The 22,287-nt window shown below is 51.8% G+C and carries 21 protein-coding genes; 16 read left to right on the top strand and 5 right to left on the bottom strand.

Annotated elements, in window-relative coordinates; all coding sequences use genetic code 11:
• Positions 1-25 precede the first annotated feature (25 nt).
• Positions 26-703 (bottom strand): DNA-binding transcriptional activator BglJ, encoded by a 678-nt coding sequence (gene bglJ, locus FTE26_RS14885; protein ID WP_001300509.1) that lies wholly within the window; start codon positions 701-703, stop codon positions 26-28.
• A complete protein-coding gene (locus tag FTE26_RS14880; protein WP_000936630.1) occupies positions 661-1,386 on the bottom strand; it encodes a helix-turn-helix domain-containing protein in 726 nt (241 codons plus the stop codon). The genes bglJ and FTE26_RS14880 overlap by 43 nt, the downstream gene beginning before the upstream one ends.
• 618 nt (positions 1,387-2,004) lie before the next feature.
• Here FTE26_RS14880 and FTE26_RS14875 point away from each other — a divergent pair.
• The 6 genes from FTE26_RS14875 to opgB all read left to right on the top strand — a co-directional run bounded on the left by FTE26_RS14875 (position 2,005) and on the right by opgB (position 7,713).
• A complete protein-coding gene (locus tag FTE26_RS14875; RefSeq protein WP_001340933.1) occupies positions 2,005-2,775 on the top strand; it encodes a threonine/serine ThrE exporter family protein in 771 nt (256 codons plus the stop codon).
• Positions 2,766-3,239 carry a threonine/serine exporter gene (locus tag FTE26_RS14870; protein WP_000538188.1) on the top strand — a complete coding sequence of 158 codons (474 nt, stop codon included), beginning with the start codon at positions 2,766-2,768 and terminating at the stop codon, positions 3,237-3,239. Before FTE26_RS14875 ends, FTE26_RS14870 begins: the two co-directional genes overlap by 10 nt.
• Before the next feature lie 106 nt (positions 3,240-3,345).
• Positions 3,346-3,885, top strand: coding sequence for a primosomal protein DnaT (dnaT, locus tag FTE26_RS14865; protein WP_000098818.1), 540 nt, complete (start codon positions 3,346-3,348; stop codon positions 3,883-3,885).
• Positions 3,886-3,887: 2 nt separating this feature from the next.
• The gene (gene dnaC, locus FTE26_RS14860) at positions 3,888-4,625 is read left to right on the top strand and encodes a DNA replication protein DnaC (RefSeq protein WP_000799911.1); all 738 of its coding nucleotides are present in this window, start codon (positions 3,888-3,890) and stop codon (positions 4,623-4,625) included.
• A 48-nt stretch (positions 4,626-4,673) separates the two neighbouring features.
• The gene (gene yjjA, locus FTE26_RS14855) at positions 4,674-5,168 is read left to right on the top strand and encodes a DUF2501 domain-containing protein YjjA (RefSeq protein ID WP_001308243.1); all 495 of its coding nucleotides are present in this window, start codon (positions 4,674-4,676) and stop codon (positions 5,166-5,168) included.
• Positions 5,169-5,421: 253 nt separating this feature from the next.
• Positions 5,422-7,713: a phosphatidylglycerol--membrane-oligosaccharide glycerophosphotransferase gene (gene opgB, locus FTE26_RS14850; RefSeq protein ID WP_001292657.1), complete on the top strand. Its 2,292-nt coding sequence runs from the start codon at positions 5,422-5,424 to the stop codon at positions 7,711-7,713.
• A 138-nt stretch (positions 7,714-7,851) separates the two neighbouring features.
• Here opgB and lgoD read toward each other — a convergent pair whose 3' ends face one another.
• Complete coding sequence (gene lgoD, locus FTE26_RS14845) at positions 7,852-8,874, bottom strand: L-galactonate oxidoreductase (protein ID WP_000106033.1); 1,023 nt, start codon at positions 8,872-8,874, stop codon at positions 7,852-7,854.
• A gap of 138 nt (positions 8,875-9,012) precedes the next feature.
• On the opposite strand from lgoD, the gene FTE26_RS14840 reads away from it, so the two are divergent.
• The gene (locus tag FTE26_RS14840; protein ID WP_000091572.1) at positions 9,013-9,927 is read left to right on the top strand and encodes a GntR family transcriptional regulator; all 915 of its coding nucleotides are present in this window, start codon (positions 9,013-9,015) and stop codon (positions 9,925-9,927) included.
• A gap of 214 nt (positions 9,928-10,141) precedes the next feature.
• Complete coding sequence (locus tag FTE26_RS14835; protein ID WP_000410129.1) at positions 10,142-11,503, top strand: MFS transporter; 1,362 nt, start codon at positions 10,142-10,144, stop codon at positions 11,501-11,503.
• Between the two features lie 48 nt (positions 11,504-11,551).
• On the opposite strand, the gene tsr is transcribed toward FTE26_RS14835, so the two are convergent.
• Both tsr and hpaR read right to left on the bottom strand, forming a co-directional pair.
• Positions 11,552-13,216: a methyl-accepting chemotaxis protein gene (gene tsr, locus FTE26_RS14830; protein WP_000919571.1), complete on the bottom strand. Its 1,665-nt coding sequence runs from the start codon at positions 13,214-13,216 to the stop codon at positions 11,552-11,554.
• A gap of 118 nt (positions 13,217-13,334) precedes the next feature.
• On the bottom strand, positions 13,335-13,781 hold the full coding sequence (gene hpaR / locus FTE26_RS14825; RefSeq protein WP_000543915.1) for a homoprotocatechuate degradation operon regulator HpaR: 447 nt from the start codon (positions 13,779-13,781) through the stop codon (positions 13,335-13,337).
• A 271-nt stretch (positions 13,782-14,052) separates the two neighbouring features.
• Here hpaR and hpaG point away from each other — a divergent pair, with 271 nt between their 5' ends.
• From hpaG to hpaA, 8 genes are all read left to right on the top strand, one after another.
• Positions 14,053-15,342: a 4-hydroxyphenylacetate degradation bifunctional isomerase/decarboxylase gene (gene hpaG / locus FTE26_RS14820; RefSeq protein WP_000679094.1), complete on the top strand. Its 1,290-nt coding sequence runs from the start codon at positions 14,053-14,055 to the stop codon at positions 15,340-15,342.
• A complete protein-coding gene (hpaE, locus tag FTE26_RS14815) occupies positions 15,339-16,805 on the top strand; it encodes a 5-carboxymethyl-2-hydroxymuconate semialdehyde dehydrogenase (RefSeq protein WP_000757512.1) in 1,467 nt (488 codons plus the stop codon). The genes hpaG and hpaE overlap by 4 nt, the downstream gene beginning before the upstream one ends.
• Before the next feature lies 1 nt (position 16,806).
• A complete protein-coding gene (gene hpaD, locus FTE26_RS14810) occupies positions 16,807-17,658 on the top strand; it encodes a 3,4-dihydroxyphenylacetate 2,3-dioxygenase (protein ID WP_000516990.1) in 852 nt (283 codons plus the stop codon).
• A gap of 9 nt (positions 17,659-17,667) precedes the next feature.
• Complete coding sequence (locus tag FTE26_RS14805) at positions 17,668-18,048, top strand: 5-carboxymethyl-2-hydroxymuconate Delta-isomerase (RefSeq protein ID WP_001119868.1); 381 nt, start codon at positions 17,668-17,670, stop codon at positions 18,046-18,048.
• Between the two features lie 67 nt (positions 18,049-18,115).
• Positions 18,116-18,919 carry a 2-oxo-hept-4-ene-1,7-dioate hydratase gene (hpaH, locus tag FTE26_RS14800; protein ID WP_000459750.1) on the top strand — a complete coding sequence of 268 codons (804 nt, stop codon included), beginning with the start codon at positions 18,116-18,118 and terminating at the stop codon, positions 18,917-18,919.
• A 10-nt stretch (positions 18,920-18,929) separates the two neighbouring features.
• The gene (gene hpaI, locus FTE26_RS14795) at positions 18,930-19,718 is read left to right on the top strand and encodes a 4-hydroxy-2-oxoheptanedioate aldolase (RefSeq protein WP_000431706.1); all 789 of its coding nucleotides are present in this window, start codon (positions 18,930-18,932) and stop codon (positions 19,716-19,718) included.
• 174 nt (positions 19,719-19,892) lie between these two features.
• Positions 19,893-21,269 (top strand): 4-hydroxyphenylacetate permease, encoded by a 1,377-nt coding sequence (gene hpaX, locus FTE26_RS14790; RefSeq protein ID WP_001285769.1) that lies wholly within the window; start codon positions 19,893-19,895, stop codon positions 21,267-21,269.
• A gap of 9 nt (positions 21,270-21,278) precedes the next feature.
• Positions 21,279-22,169 (top strand): 4-hydroxyphenylacetate catabolism regulatory protein HpaA, encoded by an 891-nt coding sequence (hpaA, locus tag FTE26_RS14785; protein ID WP_000332890.1) that lies wholly within the window; start codon positions 21,279-21,281, stop codon positions 22,167-22,169.
• The last annotated feature ends 118 nt before the right edge of the window (positions 22,170-22,287 follow it).

Genomic DNA, 22,287 nt, shown 5'->3' with positions numbered 1-22,287 from the left:
GGAAGTAAACCCGGCATCATGCGGATTAATAGGGATGCAACACATTACTTGCTTCGCAATGCCGCATACATAACAGAATATCTGCGGCCTCCAACAACCCTGCATCAGAACTGACGCCCAGTTTCGACATCACATTAAATTTATGTGCACGGATCGTTTTGATATTGCGTTTAAGCTGCTCGGCAATTTGTGTCATTGAGTAGCCACGCGACATAAAGCGCAATATTTCTCTCTCCGTCGGGCTTAGCGTCCGGCTTTGGTTAATGTACCACTGATTGTTCAGTCGGTCGGTCGCCTGACGTACACCATTTAATGACAAAAAGAGTTCCTGATGAAAAATCTCCAGCGTTGACGCTTTACTTAATACACCGTCCAGCGGTGATGGCGACAATGAACCAATCAGCCGAGCTTCAATATCATCATCCGCAATAACTAAACGCCGGGTACGCGGAAACTTAATCGCCAGTTCAGTCAGGCAAGATAATCCCTCTCTGCGCTCACTTCTCATGGCAGAAAAAGAAAAAATGACCGCCGCAAATGAGATCCGCGACATGGCATCCTGAAATGACTCCTGACTGGTATAGGTATGGAGCTTATAAGGGTTACCCGCAAACTTTCTGAATAAACTCTCAATACCGATACTGCTCATGACGCATTTTTCTATGAGTGCGACATTTCTCTTCTTAATTCGGCTGTGTTCCATTCTGCGGCATCTCCATAAACAGAAGGCAAGTTAAGTTCTCTTGCACCCTGCGCGCTATTTATCCATGCATACATTTCAGCGTTGCTGTGAATTGCCAGTCGACGCATCGCACTGTTTTTTTGGGCGCTGATAGTTTTATTACTTTTCTTAAGCAACGAAGCTATCTGGTTGATGCCCCATCCTTTACCTAATAGCCGCAGTACCTTGCGCTCTGAAAGAGTGAGAATGACGGAGCGATAGCTAAAATCATGAGTTTCATTCATTGCCGGAGAGGTCAGCATGGCGCTGATACGCTCTGCGTGCGTATTGCCGGAACGTACGGTCTTGACCAGATTCTCAATGGGTTCAACATCAGACAATAACGTCGCCGTAGGGCACATGAGCAATTCTACTGCCTGGGAATACCAGGAGCGTGACACCATGAAAACCCAGTGAATTTCCCGATATTGTGAGATTAAAGAATAATAATGTTCACAAACAGAACGAGGATCTTCACTTTCACCGGCTAAATCAGCAATGACTAATCCGGAACGACGTAATTGTAATAAGGTAAGGTCCTCCGCAGAGGCGCTGGATATTATTTCATATTCAGGGAAGTGAGTCCTCATGACCTCTTTTAACCCTGCTTGCATAACAGGTATTTTACTGATAACAATTCCATTTTTGCAGCATCCTGGCAACATATTTCCTCCACATCCACTGTCTAAAAATCATGATGGTTTATTCAGGATATTCATTCCTTAAATGTTTCCAGCAAATTAATAGATTAAGCGAATAAATTATCCTTAGCATTCACTTTCATATCAGCATACTCCTGCTGCACAACAACTCCACTGCATGTGTCAGAAGGTTAGCATCAAATGATAACCTGGTGAAATAGCCTGGAGACATTTAAAATATCTACATTAAGTTGTTAGGAATACTTAATGAAAAACAGAAATCACATTCATTTAATTTATAATTAAATGATATCCCTTCCCGCAGAATGAAAAATCACACAACCAATATTTATTCAATGAAATCTGATGGTTTTAACTTGTTAACATTAAAAAACGTGCCCGGTTATCTATTATCCTGATTCGTAAAGGCCAAACAATAAATTCATTATAGTGATAATATTCATGTGATAGTTTGTTTGCGGCGAGAGATAATTCGCTTTTTATCACCGAGCTTGTCCCGATAACCAGGATTAATCAGCGCAATTTTGATCTTAACCTACCGCAAAACAACCGTGCTTCATGATACAAATGGATTCTCATTATCTGAACAATACGCAGCACGTCTATGACAAAGGGCGAGTTATGCAAACTGAGCAACAGCGAGCCGTAACACGGCTTTGTATCCAGTGTGGATTATTTCTTTTGCAACATGGTGCGGAAAGCGCGTTGGTTGATGAGCTTTCCTCACGACTGGGTCGGGCGTTGGGGATGGACAGCGTCGAAAGTTCTATCTCTTCGAACGCCATAGTGCTGACAACCATTAAAGATGGGCAATGCCTGACATCGACACGTAAAAATCACGATCGCGGCATTAATATGCATGTGGTGACTGAAGTCCAGCACATTGTGATTCTGGCGGAGCACCATCTGCTGGATTACAAAGGCGTAGAGAAACGATTTAGCCAAATTCAGCCATTACGTTACCCAAGATGGCTGGTAGCCTTAATGGTTGGCCTTTCTTGTGCCTGTTTCTGTAAACTCAATAAAGGTGGCTGGGATGGTGCCGTCATCACCTTCTTTGCCAGTACGGCCGCGATGTATATCCGCCAGCTGCTGGCACAACGTCATCTTCATCCACAAATCAACTTTTGCCTTACCGCTTTCGCCGCCACCACCATTTCCGGATTGCTTTTGCAACTTCCCACTTTCAGCAATACACCCACTATCGCGATGGCCGCCAGCGTTCTGCTGCTGGTGCCGGGATTTCCGTTGATTAATGCCGTCGCCGATATGTTTAAAGGCCACATCAATACCGGACTGGCACGCTGGGCGATCGCCAGTCTGCTGACACTGGCTACCTGCGTCGGCGTAGTGATGGCACTGACGATTTGGGGGCTACGCGGATGGGTGTGATCGAATTTCTGTTAGCGTTGGCGCAGGATATGATCCTCGCCGCCATTCCTGCGGTCGGCTTTGCGATGGTGTTCAACGTTCCCGTTCGGGCGTTACGCTGGTGTGCGCTGCTTGGCGCGATTGGTCATGGTTCACGAATGATCTTAATGACCAGCGGGCTGAATATTGAGTGGTCAACTTTTATGGCTTCTATGCTGGTCGGCACCATTGGTATTCAATGGTCGCGCTGGTATCTGGCGCATCCGAAAGTGTTTACCGTGGCGGCCGTTATCCCTATGTTCCCGGGCATATCGGCTTATACCGCAATGATTTCGGCGGTAAAAATCAGCCAGTTAGGTTACAGCGAACCGTTGATGATTACCCTGTTAACCAACTTTCTTACAGCTTCATCGATTGTTGGTGCGTTATCCATCGGTCTTTCCATTCCTGGATTATGGTTGTACCGCAAGCGCCCTCGCGTATAAAATTGCCTCGCTTAAGCACACGGATGAGAGACAGCCTCCTCTCCTCCGTGTGTTACTATAAAAGTTATCTCCCTTCTCGTTCATCGTTCCATATTTGAGAAACAGTATGTCTTCCAGAGTTTTGACCCCGGACGTCGTTGGTATTGACGCCCTGGTACACGATCACCAAACCGTTCTGGCAAAAGCTGAAGGCGGTGTGGTTGCCGTATTTGCTAACAATGCCCCGGCGTTTTATGCCGTCACGCCTGCACGCCTGGCTGAACTGCTGGCGCTGGAAGAAAAGCTGGCGCGTCCGGGAAGCGATGTCGCTCTGGACGATCAACTCTATCAGGAACCGCAAGCCGCTCCCGTTGCTGTCCCCATGGGGAAATTCGCCATGTATCCGGACTGGCAACCCGATGCCGACTTTATCCGCCTGGCGGCGCTATGGGGCGTGGCGCTAAGAGAGCCGGTGACCACCGAAGAACTGGCCTCATTCATTGCCTACTGGCAGGCGGAAGGTAAAGTCTTTCACCATGTGCAGTGGCAACAAAAACTGGCGCGCAGCCTGCAAATCGGTCGTGCCAGCAACGGCGGACTGCCGAAACGAGATGTGAATACGGTCAGCGAACCTGACAGCCAAATTCCACCAGGATTCAGAGGGTAACGATGAAAAACGTTGGCGACCTGATGCAACGCCTGCAAAAAATGATGCCTGCCCATATCAAACCTGCATTCAAAACGGGTGAAGAGCTACTGGCCTGGCAGAAAGAACAAGGAGCGATCCGCTCCGCCGCTCTCGAACGTGAAAATCGGGCGATGAAAATGCAGCGCACCTTTAACCGCTCCGGTATTCGGCCACTGCATCAGAACTGCTCCTTTGAGAACTATCGCGTTGAGTGTGAAGGGCAGATGAATGCGTTAAGCAAAGCGCGCCAGTACGTCGAAGAGTTTGACGGCAACATCGCCAGCTTCATCTTTTCTGGTAAGCCAGGAACCGGCAAAAACCATCTGGCGGCGGCAATCTGCAACGAGCTGCTGCTACGCGGTAAATCCGTATTGATCATCACCGTGGCCGATATTATGTCGGCGATGAAAGATACCTTCAGGAATAGCGGTACCAGTGAAGAACAACTGCTTAACGATCTGAGCAACGTTGATCTGCTGGTGATCGATGAGATCGGCGTGCAGACCGAATCGAAATACGAAAAAGTGATCATCAACCAGATCGTCGATCGCCGCTCTTCTTCCAAACGCCCAACCGGGATGCTGACCAACAGTAATATGGAAGAGATGACCAAGTTGCTGGGCGAACGCGTGATGGACCGTATGCGCCTGGGTAACAGTTTGTGGGTGATCTTCAACTGGGATAGCTACCGTAGCCGGGTAACAGGTAAAGAGTATTAATCCCCGTTTCTGGCGGTATACTGCGACACAATTCCACCTTGAGTAATGATGATGAAAACTGTTAAACATCTTCTGTGCTGTGCCATTGCCGCCAGCGCATTAATTTCCACCGGGGTGCATGCTGCGTCCTGGAAAGATGCGCTCTCCAGCGCCGCCAGCGAACTTGGCAACCAAAACAGCACGACACAGGAAGGCGGTTGGTCGCTCGCGTCATTAACTAACTTGCTTAGCAGCGGGAACCAGGCCTTAAGCGCAGATAACATGAACAACGCCGCAGGCATTCTGCAATACTGCGCGAAGCAAAAGCTGGCGTCGGTAACCGATGCCGAAAACATCAAGAACCAGGTGCTGGAAAAGCTGGGCCTGAACAGTGAAGAGCAAAAAGAAGACACCAACTATCTGGATGGCATTCAGGGTTTGCTGAAAACCAAAGATGGTCAGCAACTCAATCTGGATAACATCGGAACGACTCCGCTGGCAGAAAAGGTGAAAACCAAAGCCTGCGATCTGGTGTTAAAGCAGGGGCTGAACTTCATTTCCTGAACCGCGAAACGCCGCGTTTTAGCTGTTACCCGGCTGACGCGGCTCTCTCCTGCCCTTTTCCCTGCTCCTGGACGGTTTTCCCCCTGTTACACGGGAAGCGACCGCGATCAAAAAAGTCTGTTTATAAACTAATTCCTAACAACATCGCATTTTTTTGACACTAGAATTGCAGCAATATGGCGACGCCATTACATTGTGCTTCTCAAAAAGCTTAAACGTTGGCTAAACGGCCCGGTTTAGTGAGGATCGCCCGTTGTCAGAACTACTCTCTTTCGCCCTTTTTCTCGCCTCTGTGCTGATTTACGCATGGAAAGCGGGACGTAACACCTGGTGGTTTGCAGCCACATTAACGGTGCTGGGGCTATTTGTCGTTTTAAATATCACCCTGTTTGCCAGTGACTATTTTACTGGCGATGGTATTAACGACGCGGTTCTCTATACCTTAACCAACAGCCTGACCGGTGCTGGCGTCAGCAAATACATCCTGCCGGGTATCGGCATTGTGCTGGGGCTGACAGCGGTGTTCGGTGCGCTGGGCTGGATCCTGCGCCGTCGTCGCCATCATCCGCACCATTTTGGTTACAGCCTGCTGGCGCTCTTACTGGCGCTGGGTTCGGTGGACGCCAGCCCAGCATTTCGTCAGATAACGGAACTGGTGAAATCCCAGTCACGCGATGGCGACCCGGACTTTGCGGCTTATTATAAAGAGCCGTCGAAAACTATCCCTGACCCGAAACTCAACCTGGTTTATATCTACGGCGAAAGTCTCGAGCGGACCTATTTTGATAACGAAGCTTTCCCGGATCTCACGCCTGAACTGGGCGCGTTGAAAAATGAAGGCCTGGATTTCAGCCACACGCAGCAGCTGCCAGGAACGGATTACACGATTGCGGGCATGGTGGCTTCTCAGTGCGGCATACCGCTGTTTGCCCCCTTTGAAGGCAACGCCTCCGCCTCTGTCTCCAGCTTCTTCCCGCAGAACATCTGTCTGGGCGATATCCTGAAAAACTCGGGTTATCAGAACTATTTCGTGCAGGGCGCGAATCTGCGTTTTGCCGGTAAAGATGTGTTCCTGAAGTCGCATGGCTTCGACCACTTATACGGCTCAGAAGAGCTGAAAAGCGTGGTGGCCGACCCGCACTATCGCAACGACTGGGGATTCTACGACGATACCGTTCTCGATGAAGCGTGGAAAAAGTTTGAAGAGCTTTCCCGCTCAGGTCAGCGATTCTCACTGTTTACCCTGACAGTCGATACCCATCACCCGGATGGTTTTATCTCGCGTACCTGTAACCGCAAAAAATATGATTTTGACGGTAAGCCGAACCAGTCATTCAGCGCGGTAAGTTGCAGCCAGGAGAATATCGCGGCGTTTATCAACAAAATCAAAGCGTCACCGTGGTTTAAAGATACCGTCATCGTCGTCTCTTCTGACCATTTAGCGATGAACAACACGGCGTGGAAATACCTTAATAAGCAGGATCGCAATAACCTGTTTTTTGTCATTCGTGGCGACAAGCCGCAGCAAGAGACGCTGGCAGTGAAGCGTAACACGATGGATAACGGCGCGACGGTGCTGGACATTCTCGGTGGCGATAACTATCTCGGACTTGGTCGTAGCAGTTTATCCGGGCAGTCGATGTCGGAAATCTTCCTCAATATCAAAGAGAAAACATTGGCGTGGAAGCCGGATATCATCCGCCTGTGGAAATTCCCTAAAGAGATGAAAGAGTTCACTATCGACCAGCAGAAAAACATGATTGCCTTCTCGGGTAGCCATTTCCGTTTGCCGCTGCTGTTGCGGGTTTCAGACAAGCGCGTAGAACCGCTGCCGGAAAGTGAATACTCAGCACCGCTGCGTTTCCAGCTGGCCGATTTCGCTCCACGCGACAATTTCGTCTGGGTTGACCGTTGCTACAAGATGGCACAACTTTGGGCTCCGGAACTGGCACTCTCCACCGACTGGTGTGTCTCGCAGGGGCAGCTTGGCGGTCAGCAAATTGTCCAGCATGTTGATAAAACAATGTGGAAGGGCAAAACGGCATTTAAAGATACGGTCATCGACATGGCGCGTTACAAAAGCAATGTCGATACGCTGAAAATTGTTGATAACGATATTCGCTACAAAGCCGACAGTTTCATCTTCAACGTCGCCGGTGCGCCAGAAGAGGTGAAACAGTTTAGCGGGATTTCCCGTCCGGAGTCGTGGGGCCGCTGGTCCAACGCTCAGCTGGGCGATGAAGTAAAAATCGAGTACAAGCATCCGCTGCCGAAGAAATTTGACCTGGTGATTACCGCCAAAGCATACGGCAATAACGCCAGCCGTCCTATTCCGGTACGCGTAGGCAATGAAGAACAAACTCTTGTGCTGGGCAATGAAGTAACCACCACCACACTGCATTTCGATAACCCAACCGATGCCGACACACTGGTAATTGTGCCGCCGGAACCTGTCTCAACCAACGAAGGGAATATCCTCGGACACTCGCCGCGTAAGCTCGGGATCGGCATGGTGGAAATTAAAGTTGTGGAACGTGAAGGGTAATTCCTGACTGATGTGTAGGTCGCATAAGGTGCGACCTACACACCTTCTCCGGCCTACAAAACATCATTGAGAAACAGAAAAAAACAGCGCCCAACACTTCCCCGGACGCTGCATGGCAACTTTAATAATCTCGCCTTATCAGAAAGTAATTACACCCTTAATCAACTCACGATTGTTAATCACATCGCGCTCGTAGGTTTCTGCCAGCGTGGCGAACGGATAGCGATGGGTTAACATCATGTCGGCAGTGATTTTCCCTTCTGCCATCAGTCGACCGACTTTAGCGAAATCTTCCGGCGTGGCGTTGCGGCTGCCCATCATCGTCGTTTCTTTTTTATGGAATTCCGGATCGGAAAACTGCAACTCACCTTTAAACAGGCCGACAAATACCACCGTGCCGCCGTGACGAATCAGATTCACGGTGTTATTCATCGCATGTTGATTACCTGTCGCGTCGATCACTTTCTGCGCCAGCGAACCACCAAACTGCGCCCGTAGCTGCGCGTCAAAATCTTCGGCTGACGGGTCCAGTACAGGTAATTCCAGACGCGTTGCCACATGTTCACGGCGCGCTGGACTGGTATCCGCCACCACCACCTGTGCGCCATCGGCTTTAGCGATTGCCGCCGCGCCCAGACCGATTGGCCCCGCCCCGACCACCAGCACCTGCTCGCCGGGAGCAATGGCTGCGCGACGCACCGCATGAGCGCTAATAGCGAAAGGTTCAATCAATGCTGCCGCCTGCGGGTCAATACCGTCTGCGGGCAAAATGTTCGCCACCGGCACGCTCAAATACTCACTAAAACCGCCATCCTGATGCACGCCAATGACTGAAATTTTTTCACAGCAATTGGTACGCCCGCTTTTACACGCCGGGCATTGCTGACAGGCAACATAAGGGATCACAGCAACTTGCTGACCATTTTTAAGATCAGCAATATTTTTACCCAGCCCAACAATCTCCCCACATATTTCATGGCCTAAAACACGTGGATAACTAAAAAATGGTTGATTTCCACCCCAGGCATGAATATCGGTACCGCAAATCCCGACAGACTTAATTTTTATTAATGCTTCATTGTCACCCGGAATAGGTATCTCGCGTTGTTTCCAGACTAATTCTTTCGGCTGCTGGCAAATTAAAACATTCATCGTAGACATGATTCGGCTCTCCATTTTTTGTTGCCTTAGATATCAATGAAAATGAAAAATGGCAGCGGAACGGAAAATCTGTTTTGTGAAAACACACGCATAAAAATGTTTTAAATCGGGTTTTAATGGACTCACAAGGAGGAAAATATGAGTCGTTCACAAAATTTACGCCACAATGTGATTAACCAGGTCATTGATGATATGGCGCGGGGTCATATCCCTTCCCCACTTCCATCGCAAAGTGCGCTGGCGGAAATGTACAACATCAGCCGCACAACAGTGCGTCATATTCTCAGCCACTTACGCGAATGCGGCGTCTTAACGCAGGTTGGAAACGACTATGTTATTGCGCGTAAACCTGACCATGATGACGGTTTCGCCTGTACTACCGCTTCAATGAGTGAACAAAACAAAGTGTTTGAGCAGGCTTTTTTCACGATGATAAACCAGCGTCAGTTACGCCCTGGGGAAACTTTTTCTGAACTGCAACTGGCTCGGGCCGCGGGTGTCAGCCCGGTGGTTGTAAGAGAATATCTTTTAAAATTCGGCCGTTATAATCTTATTCAAAGCGAAAAACGCGGCCAGTGGAGCATGAAGCAATTCGATCAATCCTACGCCGAGCAGCTGTTTGAGCTACGCGAAATGCTCGAAACACATTCACTTCAGCACTTTCTCAACCTGCCTGATCATGATCCCCGCTGGCTGCAGGCGAAAACCATGCTCGAACGTCATCGGCTACTGCGTGACAACATCGGCAATAGCTTTCGCATGTTCTCGCAACTTGACAGAGATTTTCACTCCTTACTGCTTTCAGCTGCCGACAATATCTTTTTTGATCAATCGCTTGAGATCATCTCAGTCATCTTTCATTTTCACTATCAATGGGACGAAAGCGATCTTAAACAGCGCAATATCATTGCCGTCGATGAGCATATGACCATTCTCAGCGCTCTGATTTGCCGCAGTGACCTTGATGCCACCCTTGCGCTCCGTAACCATTTGAATTCAGCTAAACAATCAATGATTCGATCCATTAATGAGAACACGCGTTATGCTCATTAAGTACGGATTAAAAACAGCAAACTATTAGCGGGTGCACGGTTTTATCAAAAGATAAATACCGGGAAATTCCCGCTTACCTATGCTCACAATCAGTCGACTAAAAATTTTTTTGTGAGCGGTAGTAAAGTCCTAAAACTTTAACCTGCCGTTAATGTCAACCTTGCGTAATTCACAATTACGTAAACAATTAAAATTATAAATACAGGAGTCCGGCGTGGAAAAAGAAAATATCACCCTCGATCCGCGTTCTTCATTTACTCCATCTTCGTCGGCAGATATTCCCGTGCCACCAGATGGATTAGTTCAACGCAGTACCCGAATTAAACGCATTCAAACCACCGCCATGTTGTTATTATTTTTTGCGGCGGTAATCAATTATCTCGACCGCAGTTCGCTGTCGGTAGCAAATTTAACGATTCGTGAAGAATTGGGATTAAGTGCCACCGAAATCGGCGCTTTGCTCTCCGTGTTTTCACTCGCTTACGGGATTGCGCAACTTCCTTGCGGCCCACTATTGGATCGTAAAGGCCCACGCCTGATGCTGGGACTGGGGATGTTCTTCTGGTCACTGTTCCAGGCAATGTCTGGCATGGTGCACAACTTTACGCAGTTCGTGTTGGTGCGTATCGGTATGGGGATTGGTGAAGCGCCGATGAACCCATGCGGTGTAAAAGTCATTAACGACTGGTTCAACATCAAAGAGCGCGGACGCCCGATGGGCTTCTTCAACGCAGCTTCTACCATTGGCGTTGCCGTAAGCCCACCGATTCTGGCGGCGATGATGCTGGTGATGGGCTGGCGCGGGATGTTTATTACCATTGGTGTACTGGGGATTTTTCTCGCCATCGGCTGGTATATGCTCTATCGCAACCGCGAGCACGTAGAACTGACTGCCGTTGAACAAGCTTATCTCAATGCAGGTAGCGTCAATGCCCGCCGAGATCCGCTCAGTTTTGCCGAATGGCGCAGCCTGTTCCGTAACCGTACAATGTGGGGAATGATGCTCGGATTCAGTGGCATCAACTACACTGCGTGGCTGTATCTGGCCTGGCTTCCTGGTTACCTGCAAACAGCCTATAACCTGGATTTAAAAAGCACAGGGTTGATGGCGGCTATCCCTTTCCTGTTTGGGGCTGCCGGGATGCTGGTCAACGGTTACGTTACTGACTGGCTGGTCAAAGGGGGAATGGCTCCGATTAAAAGCCGTAAGATCTGCATTATTGCCGGGATGTTCTGTTCTGCCGCCTTTACGCTGGTCGTACCGCAAGCGACAACATCCATGACAGCGGTTCTGCTGATTGGCATGGCACTGTTCTGTATTCACTTTGCCGGAACATCCTGCTGGGGCTTGATCCACGTCGCAGTTGCTTCTCGCATGACTGCGTCGGTGGGCAGTATCCAGAACTTTGCCAGCTTCATCTGCGCCTCTTTTGCGCCGATCATTACTGGTTTTATTGTTGATACCACCCACTCATTCCGTCTGGCACTAATCATCTGCGGTTGCGTCACCGCAGCGGGGGCACTGGCGTACATCTTCCTGGTTCGTCAGCCGATCAACGACCCACGTAAAGATTAATCTCCCTATGCCCGATAACATTTTGCTTATCGGGCATTTTTATGGCGATTAAAACGTTTCCCAGTTCTCCCCGCTATCTGCCACTGCCATTTTACGCGGCGTAGCTGGCGTCACGGTTTTTACCACAGCCGATGTTTCACGCTGCTGTTGCTGCTGTTGCTGAATCCGGAACACTGCCACAGCTTCGGTCAGGCGACTGGCCTGCTCTTCCAGCGCGGCGGCGGCGGCGGCAGATTCTTCCACCAGCGCGGCGTTCTGTTGAGTTACCCGGTCCATCTCAGCAACCGCTAAGCCAACCTGATCGATACCACGGCTCTGCTCATCAGAAGCAGAAGCTATTTCGCCCATAATGTCCGTCACGCGGGTCACAGCACTGACAATCTCCGCCATTGTTTCCCCGGCGCTTTCGACCAGCGTAGAGCCAACATCCACTTTCCCCACCGAGTCTTCAATCAGGCTTTTAATTTCACGAGCCGCCTGGGCGCTACGCTGGGCCAGATTACGCACTTCTCCCGCAACCACCGCAAAACCGCGCCCTTGCTCACCCGCACGCGCAGCCTCAACCGCCGCGTTCAAAGCCAGAATATTGGTCTGGAAGGCAATGCCGTCAATTACGCTGATAATATCGGCGATTTTCTGCGAACTGGTGGAGATATCGCGCATAGTCTGCACCACGTTATCCACCACTTTGCCGCCGCGTTGCGCCGTTTCAGAAGCACTTAACGCCAGATGGCTGGCCTGGCGCGCATTTTCGGCGTTCTGCTTCACCGTTGCGGTCAGTTGCTCCATGCTGGCTGCCGTCTCTTCCAGCGAAGCGGCCTGTTGCTCGGTGCGCGAAGAGAGATCGTTATTGCCGGTGGCGATTTCGCTGGCACCGCTATAGATGGCATTGGCCCCGTTGCGCACATCACCGACGGTACGCATCAGCTCTCCCTGCATATGGCGCAAACTCTCTGCCAGTTGCCCCATCTCATTAGAGCCATCCACCTCAATCGGTTTCACCAGATCGCCGCCTGCAATATGACGAATGCTGTCAATCAGGCGATTCATTGGCGCTACCAGCGAGGCTTTAATACCGAACCAGACGGCGAAGATGACCGCCAGTACGACGATCATCACGCCCACCAGAATCCACATCGCCTGGCTGTAGGAGGCATTGTTATCGCTGACGGCGATATCATAGAGCCGATCGTTTTGCTCCATGTAAGCCACATACTGCTTCTCGAAACCGTCCTGATATCCCTGAGTCGGCTGATCAAAGAACTCGTTGATTTTGCCTGCACCTAACAGTTGGATCAGCTCCGCCAGCGCATTGTGATAAATATCGTAATTACGTTTGATCTCTGCCGCTGCGGCGGTGCTCTGACGCGGGTCACGCGGCAACGCTTCGTAATCCGCCCAGTTTTTTTCCGCCTGTTTCAGCGAAATACTGGCACTCTGCATCAGCTCAGCAACGGTTGAACCGCTACCAATATTATTCTGATCCATCATGTAGCGGATACCCGCGCGGTTGAGGGTGTTACGCGTCTGCAACAACGCGACCCAGCTGCCATTCAGCGTGGATTGCTGCTGGCGAATGGTTTGTAAAACAGTGAAATTTTCTTTGTCATTCTTTAAGGCATTAAAGAACAGACCGCCTGATGTCAGTTGTAAAAGGCCAAAAACGGCCAAAACCAGCAGTAAGCTGGTCACGATCTTGATACGTTTTAACATGGTTTCTCTTTCCTGTGGACCGATGCAAGATTTTCGGCCTGGAAAGCAAAAACTTTATGAAAAGGTGTAACCCGCCATCCATGGAAAAACCAGGCGCTGGTTATCAGATACTAAAAAGTTATTCATTATCGCCCGGGATGGCTTCTTGTCGGGAATTGCCCAGAGCAATAAATTCCTCTAACAGATGGGTTAACTGTTGCATTTTCTCGGCAGTAAACTGAGCTTCAATCTGCCGATAGGCTTCTTCAATCTGTGTCTGAGCGCGGTTATACAGCGCCTGCCCCTCTTTGGTTAGCGAGATATAGAGCTTCCGCTGATCATTGATCGGCTTTAATCGCAACACTAAACCGTCGCGTTCCATCCGCGTAAGGATCCCGGTCAGGCTTGGGCGCAAAATGCAGGCGCGATACGCCAGATCGTGAAAATCCATTGATGGGCTTTCCGCCAGAATACGCACGATGCGCCACTGTTGCTCAGTCAAATTATGCCGTTTAACGATTGGGCGAAAATAACTCATCGCCGCTTCTCGCGCCTGGAGCAACGCAATGGTTAGAGAGTCGTGCATTATCTTTCCCCTGAAAAATTCAAAATCATTAATATAGAAACAGTTAATCATCACGTTACCGGGACTGCGCTGCCCCTGCAATTCTTCATTTTATCAAAATTGAGCATGTTTTGTTAACTTGCTGATATTTAATATTTTATTATCTTTAAATGTAAATAGTTTGTTAATTAGATCACATTTACATCACTTACTTTTGCCAAACTACGCAATCGGGAATAAAAGTAATCATTAACATATTAATGATTAAAATGATCGAATCCGAGGAGTGGTAATGAAAGGCACTATCTTCGCCGTAGCGTTGAACCATCGCAGCCAACTTGATGCATGGCAGGAAGCGTTCCAGCAATCCCCCTACAAAGCCCCGCCTAAAACTGCGGTCTGGTTTATTAAACCGCGCAATACGGTGATTGGTTGCGGTGAACCGATTCCCTTTCCACAGGGTGAAAAGGTACTGAGCGGTGCGACTGTTGCGCTGATTGTGGGAAAAACGGCGACGAAAGTACGTGAAGAAGATGCGGCAGAGTACATCGCCGGATATGCGCTGGCTAACGACGTCAGCCTGCCGGAAGAGAGCTTTTACCGCCCGGCAATCAAAGCAAAATGTCGTGATGGATTCTGCCCCATTGGCGAAACCGTGGCTCTCAGCAATGTCGATAATCTGACCATCTATACCGAGATCAACGGGCGTCCTGCCGATCACTGGAATACCGCCGATTTACAACGTAACGCCGCGCAGTTGCTGAGCGCCCTGAGCGAATTTGCCACACTGAATCCAGGCGATGCCATTCTGCTCGGCACGCCACAGGCGCGCGTGGAAATACAGCCAGGCGATCGCGTTCGTGTTCTCGCAGAAGGTTTCCCGCCGCTGGAAAATCCGGTAGTGGACGAACGTGAAGTGACCACGCGCAAGAGCTTCCCAACGCAGCCACACCCGCACGGCACGCTGTTTGCCCTCGGCCTGAACTACGCCGACCACGCCAGCGAACTGGAATTTAAGCCACCGGAAGAACCGCTGGTGTTCCTGAAAGCGCCAAATACCCTCACTGGCGATAACCAGACCTCCGTGCGTCCAAACAATATTGAATACATGCACTATGAAGCGGAGCTGGTGGTAGTTATTGGCAAACAGGCGCGTAGCGTCAGCGAAGCCGATGCCATGGATTATGTCGCGGGCTACACCGTGTGTAACGACTACGCCATTCGCGACTATCTGGAAAACTACTACCGCCCTAACCTGCGGGTAAAAAGCCGCGACGGACTGACGCCGATGCTTTCAACCATCGTGCCGAAAGAGGCGATCCCGGACCCGCATAATCTGACCCTTCGCACCTTCGTCAACGGCGAGTTACGCCAGCAAGGCACCACCGCCGATCTGATCTTCAGCGTGCCCTTCCTGATCGCCTACTTAAGCGAATTTATGACCCTGAATCCGGGCGACATGATCGCCACCGGCACACCAAAAGGCTTATCTGACGTGGTGCCTGGCGATGAAGTAGTGGTGGAAGTAGAAGGCGTGGGCCGCCTGGTGAACCGAATTGTGAGTGAGGATACAGCGAAATGAAAAAAGTAAATCATTGGATCAACGGCAAAAATGTCGCAGGTAACGACTACTTCCAGACCACCAATCCGGCAACGGGTGAAGTGCTGGCGGATGTGGCCTCTGGCGGTGAAGCGGAGATCAATCAGGCGGTAGCGGCAGCGAAAGAGGCGTTCCCGAAATGGGCCAATCTGCCGATGAAAGAGCGTGCGCGCCTGATGCGCCGTCTGGGCGATCTGATCGACCAGAACGTGCCTGAGATCGCCGCGATGGAAACCGCCGACACGGGCCTGCCAATCCATCAGACCAAAAATGTGTTGATCCCACGCGCTTCCCACAACTTTGAATTTTTCGCGGAAGTCTGCCAGCAGATGAACGGCAAGACTTATCCGGTCGACGACAAGATGCTCAACTACACGCTGGTGCAGCCGGTAGGCGTTTGTGCACTGGTGTCACCGTGGAACGTGCCGTTTATGACCGCCACCTGGAAGGTCGCGCCGTGTCTGGCGCTGGGCAATACCGCGGTACTGAAAATGTCGGAACTCTCCCCGCTGACCGCTGACCGCCTGGGTGAGCTGGCGCTGGAAGCTGGTATTCCGGCGGGCGTGCTGAACGTGGTACAGGGCTACGGCGCAACCGCAGGCGATGCGCTGGTCCGTCATCATGACGTGCGTGCCGTGTCGTTCACCGGCGGTACGGCGACCGGGCGCAACATCATGAAAAACGCCGGGCTGAAAAAATACTCCATGGAACTGGGCGGTAAATCGCCGGTGCTGATTTTTGAAGATGCTGATATTGAACGCGCGCTGGACGCCGCCCTGTTCACCATCTTCTCGATCAACGGCGAACGCTGCACCGCCGGTTCGCGCATCTTTATTCAGCAAAGCATCTACCCGGAATTCGTTAAACGCTTTGCCGAACGCGCCAACCGTCTGCGCGTGGGCGATCCGAACGATCCGAATACCCAGGTTGGCGCGCTTATCAGCCAGCAGCACTGGGAAAAAGTCTCCGGCTATATCCGTCTCGGCATTGAAGAAGGCGCAACCCTGCTGGCGGGCGGCCCGGATAAACCGTCCGACCTGCCTGCGCACCTGAAAGGCGGCAACTTCCTGCGCCCAACCGTGCTGGCAGACGTTGATAACCGTATGCGCGTCGCCCAGGAAGAGATTTTCGGGCCGGTCGCCTGCCTGCTGCCGTTTAAAGACGAAGCCGAAGGCTTACGTCTGGCAAACGACGTGGAGTACGGCCTCGCGTCGTACATCTGGACACAGGATGTCAGCAAAGTGTTACGCCTGGCGCGTGGCATTGAAGCTGGCATGGTGTTCGTCAACACCCAGAACGTGCGTGACCTGCGCCAGCCATTTGGCGGCGTAAAAGCCTCCGGCACCGGGCGTGAAGGCGGTGAGTACAGCTTCGAAGTGTTCGCGGAAATGAAGAACGTCTGCATTTCCATGGGCGACCATCCAATTCCGAAATGGGGAGTCTGATATGGGTAAGTTAGCGTTAGCCGCCAAGATCACGCACGTACCGTCGATGTATCTCTCTGAACTGCCAGGGAAAAACCACGGTTGCCGCCAGGGCGCGATCGACGGGCATAAAGAGATCAGCAAGCGTTGCCGGGAAATGGGCGTCGATACCATTATCGTTTTCGATACCCACTGGCTGGTCAACAGTGCTTATCACATCAACTGTGCAGACCATTTTGAAGGCGTCTACACCAGCAACGAGCTGCCGCATTTTATCCGCGATATGACCTACAACTACGAGGGCAACCCGGAGTTGGGGCAGCTTATTGCCGATGAAGCCTTAAAGCTCGGCGTGCGGGCAAAAGCGCACAACATTCCCAGCCTGAAACTGGAATACGGCACGCTGGTGCCAATGCGCTACATGAATGAAGACAAGCACTTCAAAGTGGTTTCCATTTCAGCTTTCTGCACTGTTCACGATTTTGCCGACAGCCGCAAGCTGGGCGAGGCGATTCTGAAAGCGATCGAACAGTACGACGGCACCGTGGCGGTCCTTGCCAGCGGTTCGTTATCGCACCGCTTTATTGACGATCAGCGAGCGGAAGAAGGGATGAACAGCTACACCCGCGAGTTCGACCGCCAGATGGACGAGCGTGTGGTGAAGCTGTGGCGCGAAGGCCAGTTCAAAGAGTTCTGCAATATGCTGCCGGAGTACGCCGACTACTGCTACGGCGAAGGCAATATGCACGACACGGTGATGCTGCTGGGGATGCTCGGCTGGGATAAATACGACGGCAAGGTGGAGTTTATCACCGAGCTATTCCCAAGCTCTGGCACCGGTCAGGTTAACGCTGTTTTCCCGCTTCCCGCGTAAGGACGTTTTATGCCGCACTTTATCGTGGAATGTACTGAAAATATTCGTGAAGAAGCCCGCTTACCTGAGCTGTTTGCCAGTGTTAACACTGCACTGGCGGCAACGGGGATTTTTCCGCTTGGGGGAATACGTAGCCGGGCGCACTGGATCGATACCTGGCAAATGGCTGATGGCAAGCACGATTACGCCTTTGTGCATATGACGCTAAAAATCGGCAGCGGGCGCAGCCTGGAAAGCCGTCAGGAAGTGGGCGAAATGCTGTTTGATCTGATTAAAACGCACTTCGCCTCACTGATGGAGAGCCGTTACCTGGCGCTTTCATTTGAGATTGCAGAGCTGCACCCGACGCTGAATTTTAAACAAAACAACGTGCACGCGTTGTTTAAATAAATTTGCACCAGCTTCCAGGCCGGATGATAAGGCGCAGCCGCATCCGGCAATGCCACAGGATATCGCTATGTTCGATAAACACACCCACACCCTGATCGCCCAGCGTCTGGATCAGGCAGAAAAACAGCGCGAACAGATCCGCGCGATCTCGCTGGATTACCCGGAGATCACCATCGAAGACGCTTACGCGGTGCAGCGTGAATGGGTTCGACTGAAAATCGCCGAAGGTCGCACGCTGAAAGGCCACAAAATCGGCCTGACCTCGAAAGCGATGCAGGCCAGCTCACAAATCAGCGAGCCGGATTACGGTGCCCTGCTGGATGACATGTTCTTCCACGATGGCAGCGATATCCCGACCGATCGCTTTATCGTGCCGCGCATTGAAGTGGAGCTGGCTTTCGTGCTGGCAAAACCGCTGCGTGGACCAAACTGCACGCTTTTCGACGTCTACAACGCCACGGACTACGTGATCCCGGCGCTGGAGCTGATCGACGCTCGCTGCCACAACATCGATCCGGAAACCCAGCGCCCGCGCAAAGTGTTCGACACCATTTCTGATAACGCCGCCAACGCCGGGGTGATCCTCGGTGGTCGTCCCATTAAGCCCGATGAGTTGGATCTGCGTTGGATCTCCGCCCTGATGTATCGCAATGGCGTGATTGAAGAAACCGGCGTCGCCGCTGGTGTGCTAAATCATCCGGCAAACGGCGTGGCCTGGCTGGCGAACAAACTCGCACCGTATGACGTACAACTGGAAGCCGGGCAAATCATTCTCGGCGGTTCGTTCACCCGCCCGGTTCCGGCGCGTAAGGGCGACACCTTCCACGTCGATTACGGCAACATGGGCTCCATTAGCTGCCGCTTTGTTTAAGGAGAGAACGATGGAAAACAGTTTTAAAGCGGCGCTGAAAGCAGGCCGCCCGCAGATCGGATTATGGCTGGGGCTGAGTAGCAGCTACAGCGCAGAGTTACTGGCCGGAGCAGGATTCGACTGGTTGTTGATCGACGGTGAGCACGCGCCGAATAACGTGCAAACCGTGCTCACCCAGCTACAGGCGATTGCGCCCTACCCCAGCCAGCCGGTAGTACGTCCGTCGTGGAACGATCCGGTGCAAATCAAACAACTGCTGGACGTCGGCACACAAACCTTGCTGGTGCCGATGGTACAAAACGCTGACGAAGCCCGTGAAGCGGTACGCGCCACCCGTTATCCCCCCGCCGGTATTCGCGGTGTGGGCAGTGCGCTGGCCCGCGCCTCGCGCTGGAATCGTATTCCTGATTACCTGCAAAAAGCCAACGATCAAATGTGCGTGCTGGTGCAGATCGAAACGCGTGAGGCAATGAAGAACTTACCGCAGATTCTGGACGTGGAAGGCGTCGACGGCGTGTTTATCGGCCCGGCGGATCTGAGCGCCGATATGGGTTATGCCGGTAATCCGCAGCACCCGGAAGTACAGGCCGCCATTGAGCAGGCGATCGTGCAGATCCGTGAATCGGGCAAAGCGCCGGGGATCCTGATCGCCAATGAGCAACTGGCAAAACGCTATCTGGAACTGGGCGCGCTGTTTGTCGCCGTCGGCGTTGACACCACCCTGCTCGCCCGCGCCGCTGAAGCGCTGGCAGCACGGTTTGGTGCGCAGGCCACCGCCGTGAAGCCCGGCGTGTATTAATGCCGGATGCGCTGCACTTATCCGGCCTACACTCGCACCAAACCGTAGGCCGGATAAGGCGTTTACGCCGCATCCGGCAAAAAGCCGTACCAAATCGCGGACCGGATAAGGCGTTTGTGCGCATCCGCCATAAACCTTGTCGTACCCTACAAAAATCCCATTAGAGGAAGAAAAATGAGCGACACCTCACCTGCCATACCGGAGAGTATCGATCCGGCGAATCAGCATAAAGCGCTGACTGCCGGACAACAGGCGGTTATTAAGAAGCTATTTCGCCGCCTGATCGTCTTTCTGTTCGTGCTGTTTATCTTCTCGTTCCTTGATCGCATCAACATCGGCTTTGCCGGACTCACGATGGGACGCGACCTCGGTCTGAGCGCCACCATGTTTGGCCTCGCTACCACCCTGTTCTATGCCGCTTATGTCATCTTCGGCATTCCCAGCAACATTATGCTGAGTATTGTCGGTGCGCGGCGCTGGATCGCCACCATCATGGTGCTCTGGGGCATCGCCTCTACTGCCACCATGTTTGCCACTGGCCCCACCAGCTTGTACGTACTGCGTATACTGGTTGGCATTACCGAAGCCGGCTTTCTGCCTGGTATTCTGCTGTATTTAACCTTCTGGTTTCCGGCCTATTTCCGCGCCCGTGCCAACGCCTTGTTTATGGTAGCAATGCCGGTAACGACAGCGTTGGGCTCGATCGTTTCCGGCTACATTTTGTCGCTGGATGGCGTCATGGCATTAAAAGGCTGGCAGTGGCTGTTTTTGCTGGAAGGCTTCCCGTCGGTATTACTCGGCGTCATGGTGTGGTTCTGGCTTGATGACTCACCGGACAAAGCTAAGTGGCTGACGAAAGAAGACAAAAAATGCCTGCAAGAGATGATGGATAACGATCGTCTGACGCTGGTTCAGCCAGAGGGAGCCATCAGCCACCACGCCATGCAACAACGCAGTATGTGGCGGGAGATCTTCACTCCGGTGGTGATGATGTATACCCTAGCGTATTTCTGCCTGACCAACACACTTAGTGCGATCAGCATCTGGACACCGCAGATCCTGCAAAGTTTTAATCAGGGCAGCAGTAATATCACCATCGGCCTGCTGGCCGCCGTACCGCAGATTTGTACCATTCTCGGGATGGTCTACTGGAGCCGTCACTCAGATCGCCGCCAGGAACGAAGGCATCACACCGCCCTTCCTTATTTGTTCGCTGCCGCAGGTTGGTTACTGGCTTCGGCAACTGATCACAACATGATCCAGATGCTGGGGATCATTATGGCTTCGACCGGATCATTCAGCGCAATGGCGATTTTCTGGACAACACCGGATCAGTCCATCAGCCTGCGGGCACGAGCGATCGGTATTGCGGTGATCAACGCCACTGGCAACATTGGTTCAGCGTTAAGTCCGTTTATGATCGGCTGGTTGAAAGATTTGACCGGCAGCTTTAACAGTGGATTGTGGTTTGTTGCCGCGCTGCTGGTGATTGGTGCGGGGATTATCTGGGCGATTCCAATGCAGTCCTCCCGTCCGCGAGCGACCCCGTAAGGAACGACGATGTGTGACCGTCAGATTGCCAATATTGATATCAGCAAAGAGTACGATGAAAGCCTGGGCACGGACGATGTGCATTATCAGTCGTTCGCCCGCATGGCGGCCTTTTTTGGCCGCCATATGCTGCCACATCGCCACGAACAGTACTTTCAGATGCATTTCCTCAATAGCGGACAGATTGAGCTACAGCTTGACGATCATCGCTACTCGGTGGAAGCGCCCCTGTTTGTCCTGACGCCGCCGTCAGTACCTCATGCGTTTATTACGGAGTCTGATGCTGACGGTCATGTATTGACGGTACGGGAAGATCTGATCTGGCCCCTGCTGGAAGTTCTTTATCCGGGCACTCGGGAAACCTTCGGCCTGCCGGGGATTTGCCTGTCACTGGCAGATAAACCCGACGAACTGGCGGCGCTGGAACACTATTGGCAACTGATAGAGCGGGAATCGGTAGAACAACTGCCTGGACGGGAACACACCCTGACGTTACTGGCACAGGCAGTGTTCACCCTACTGCTGCGTAACGCAAAACTCGACGACCATGCCGCCAGCGGAATGCGCGGAGAATTAAAACTGTTCCAGCGTTTTCATATGCTTATTGAAAGCCATTTTCATCAGCACTGGACAGTACCGGATTACGCTAACGAACTGCATATCACCGAATCACGCCTCACGGACATCTGCCGCCGCTTTGCCAACCGTCCGCCAAAACGGTTGATTTTCGACAGGCAGCTACGAGAAGCCAAGCGGCTGCTGCTGTTTTCTGATAACGCCGTGAACAATATTGCCTGGCAACTCGGTTTTAAGGATCCGGCTTATTTTGCGCGCTTTTTTAATCGCTTAGTCGGTTGCTCGCCCAGTGCTTATCGTGCCAAAAAAGTACCTGTGACGTGAAATTCCCTTAGCCTTAACGGGAAACCAGGCACCACCTGCTATTCCCCTTTCTTCGCCTGGAGCAAGGGGATTTAGTAACGTTAAAAATCGCTAAAAGCGACCTCGATCACAAAACCGT

Source organism: Escherichia sp. S10b (assembly GCF_028421345.1).
In the GTDB taxonomy this organism is placed as follows: domain Bacteria; phylum Pseudomonadota; class Gammaproteobacteria; order Enterobacterales; family Enterobacteriaceae; genus ECMA0423.
The sequence above is the reverse complement of the archived record's forward strand: the minus strand, read 5'-3'. Positions and strand labels throughout refer to the sequence as shown.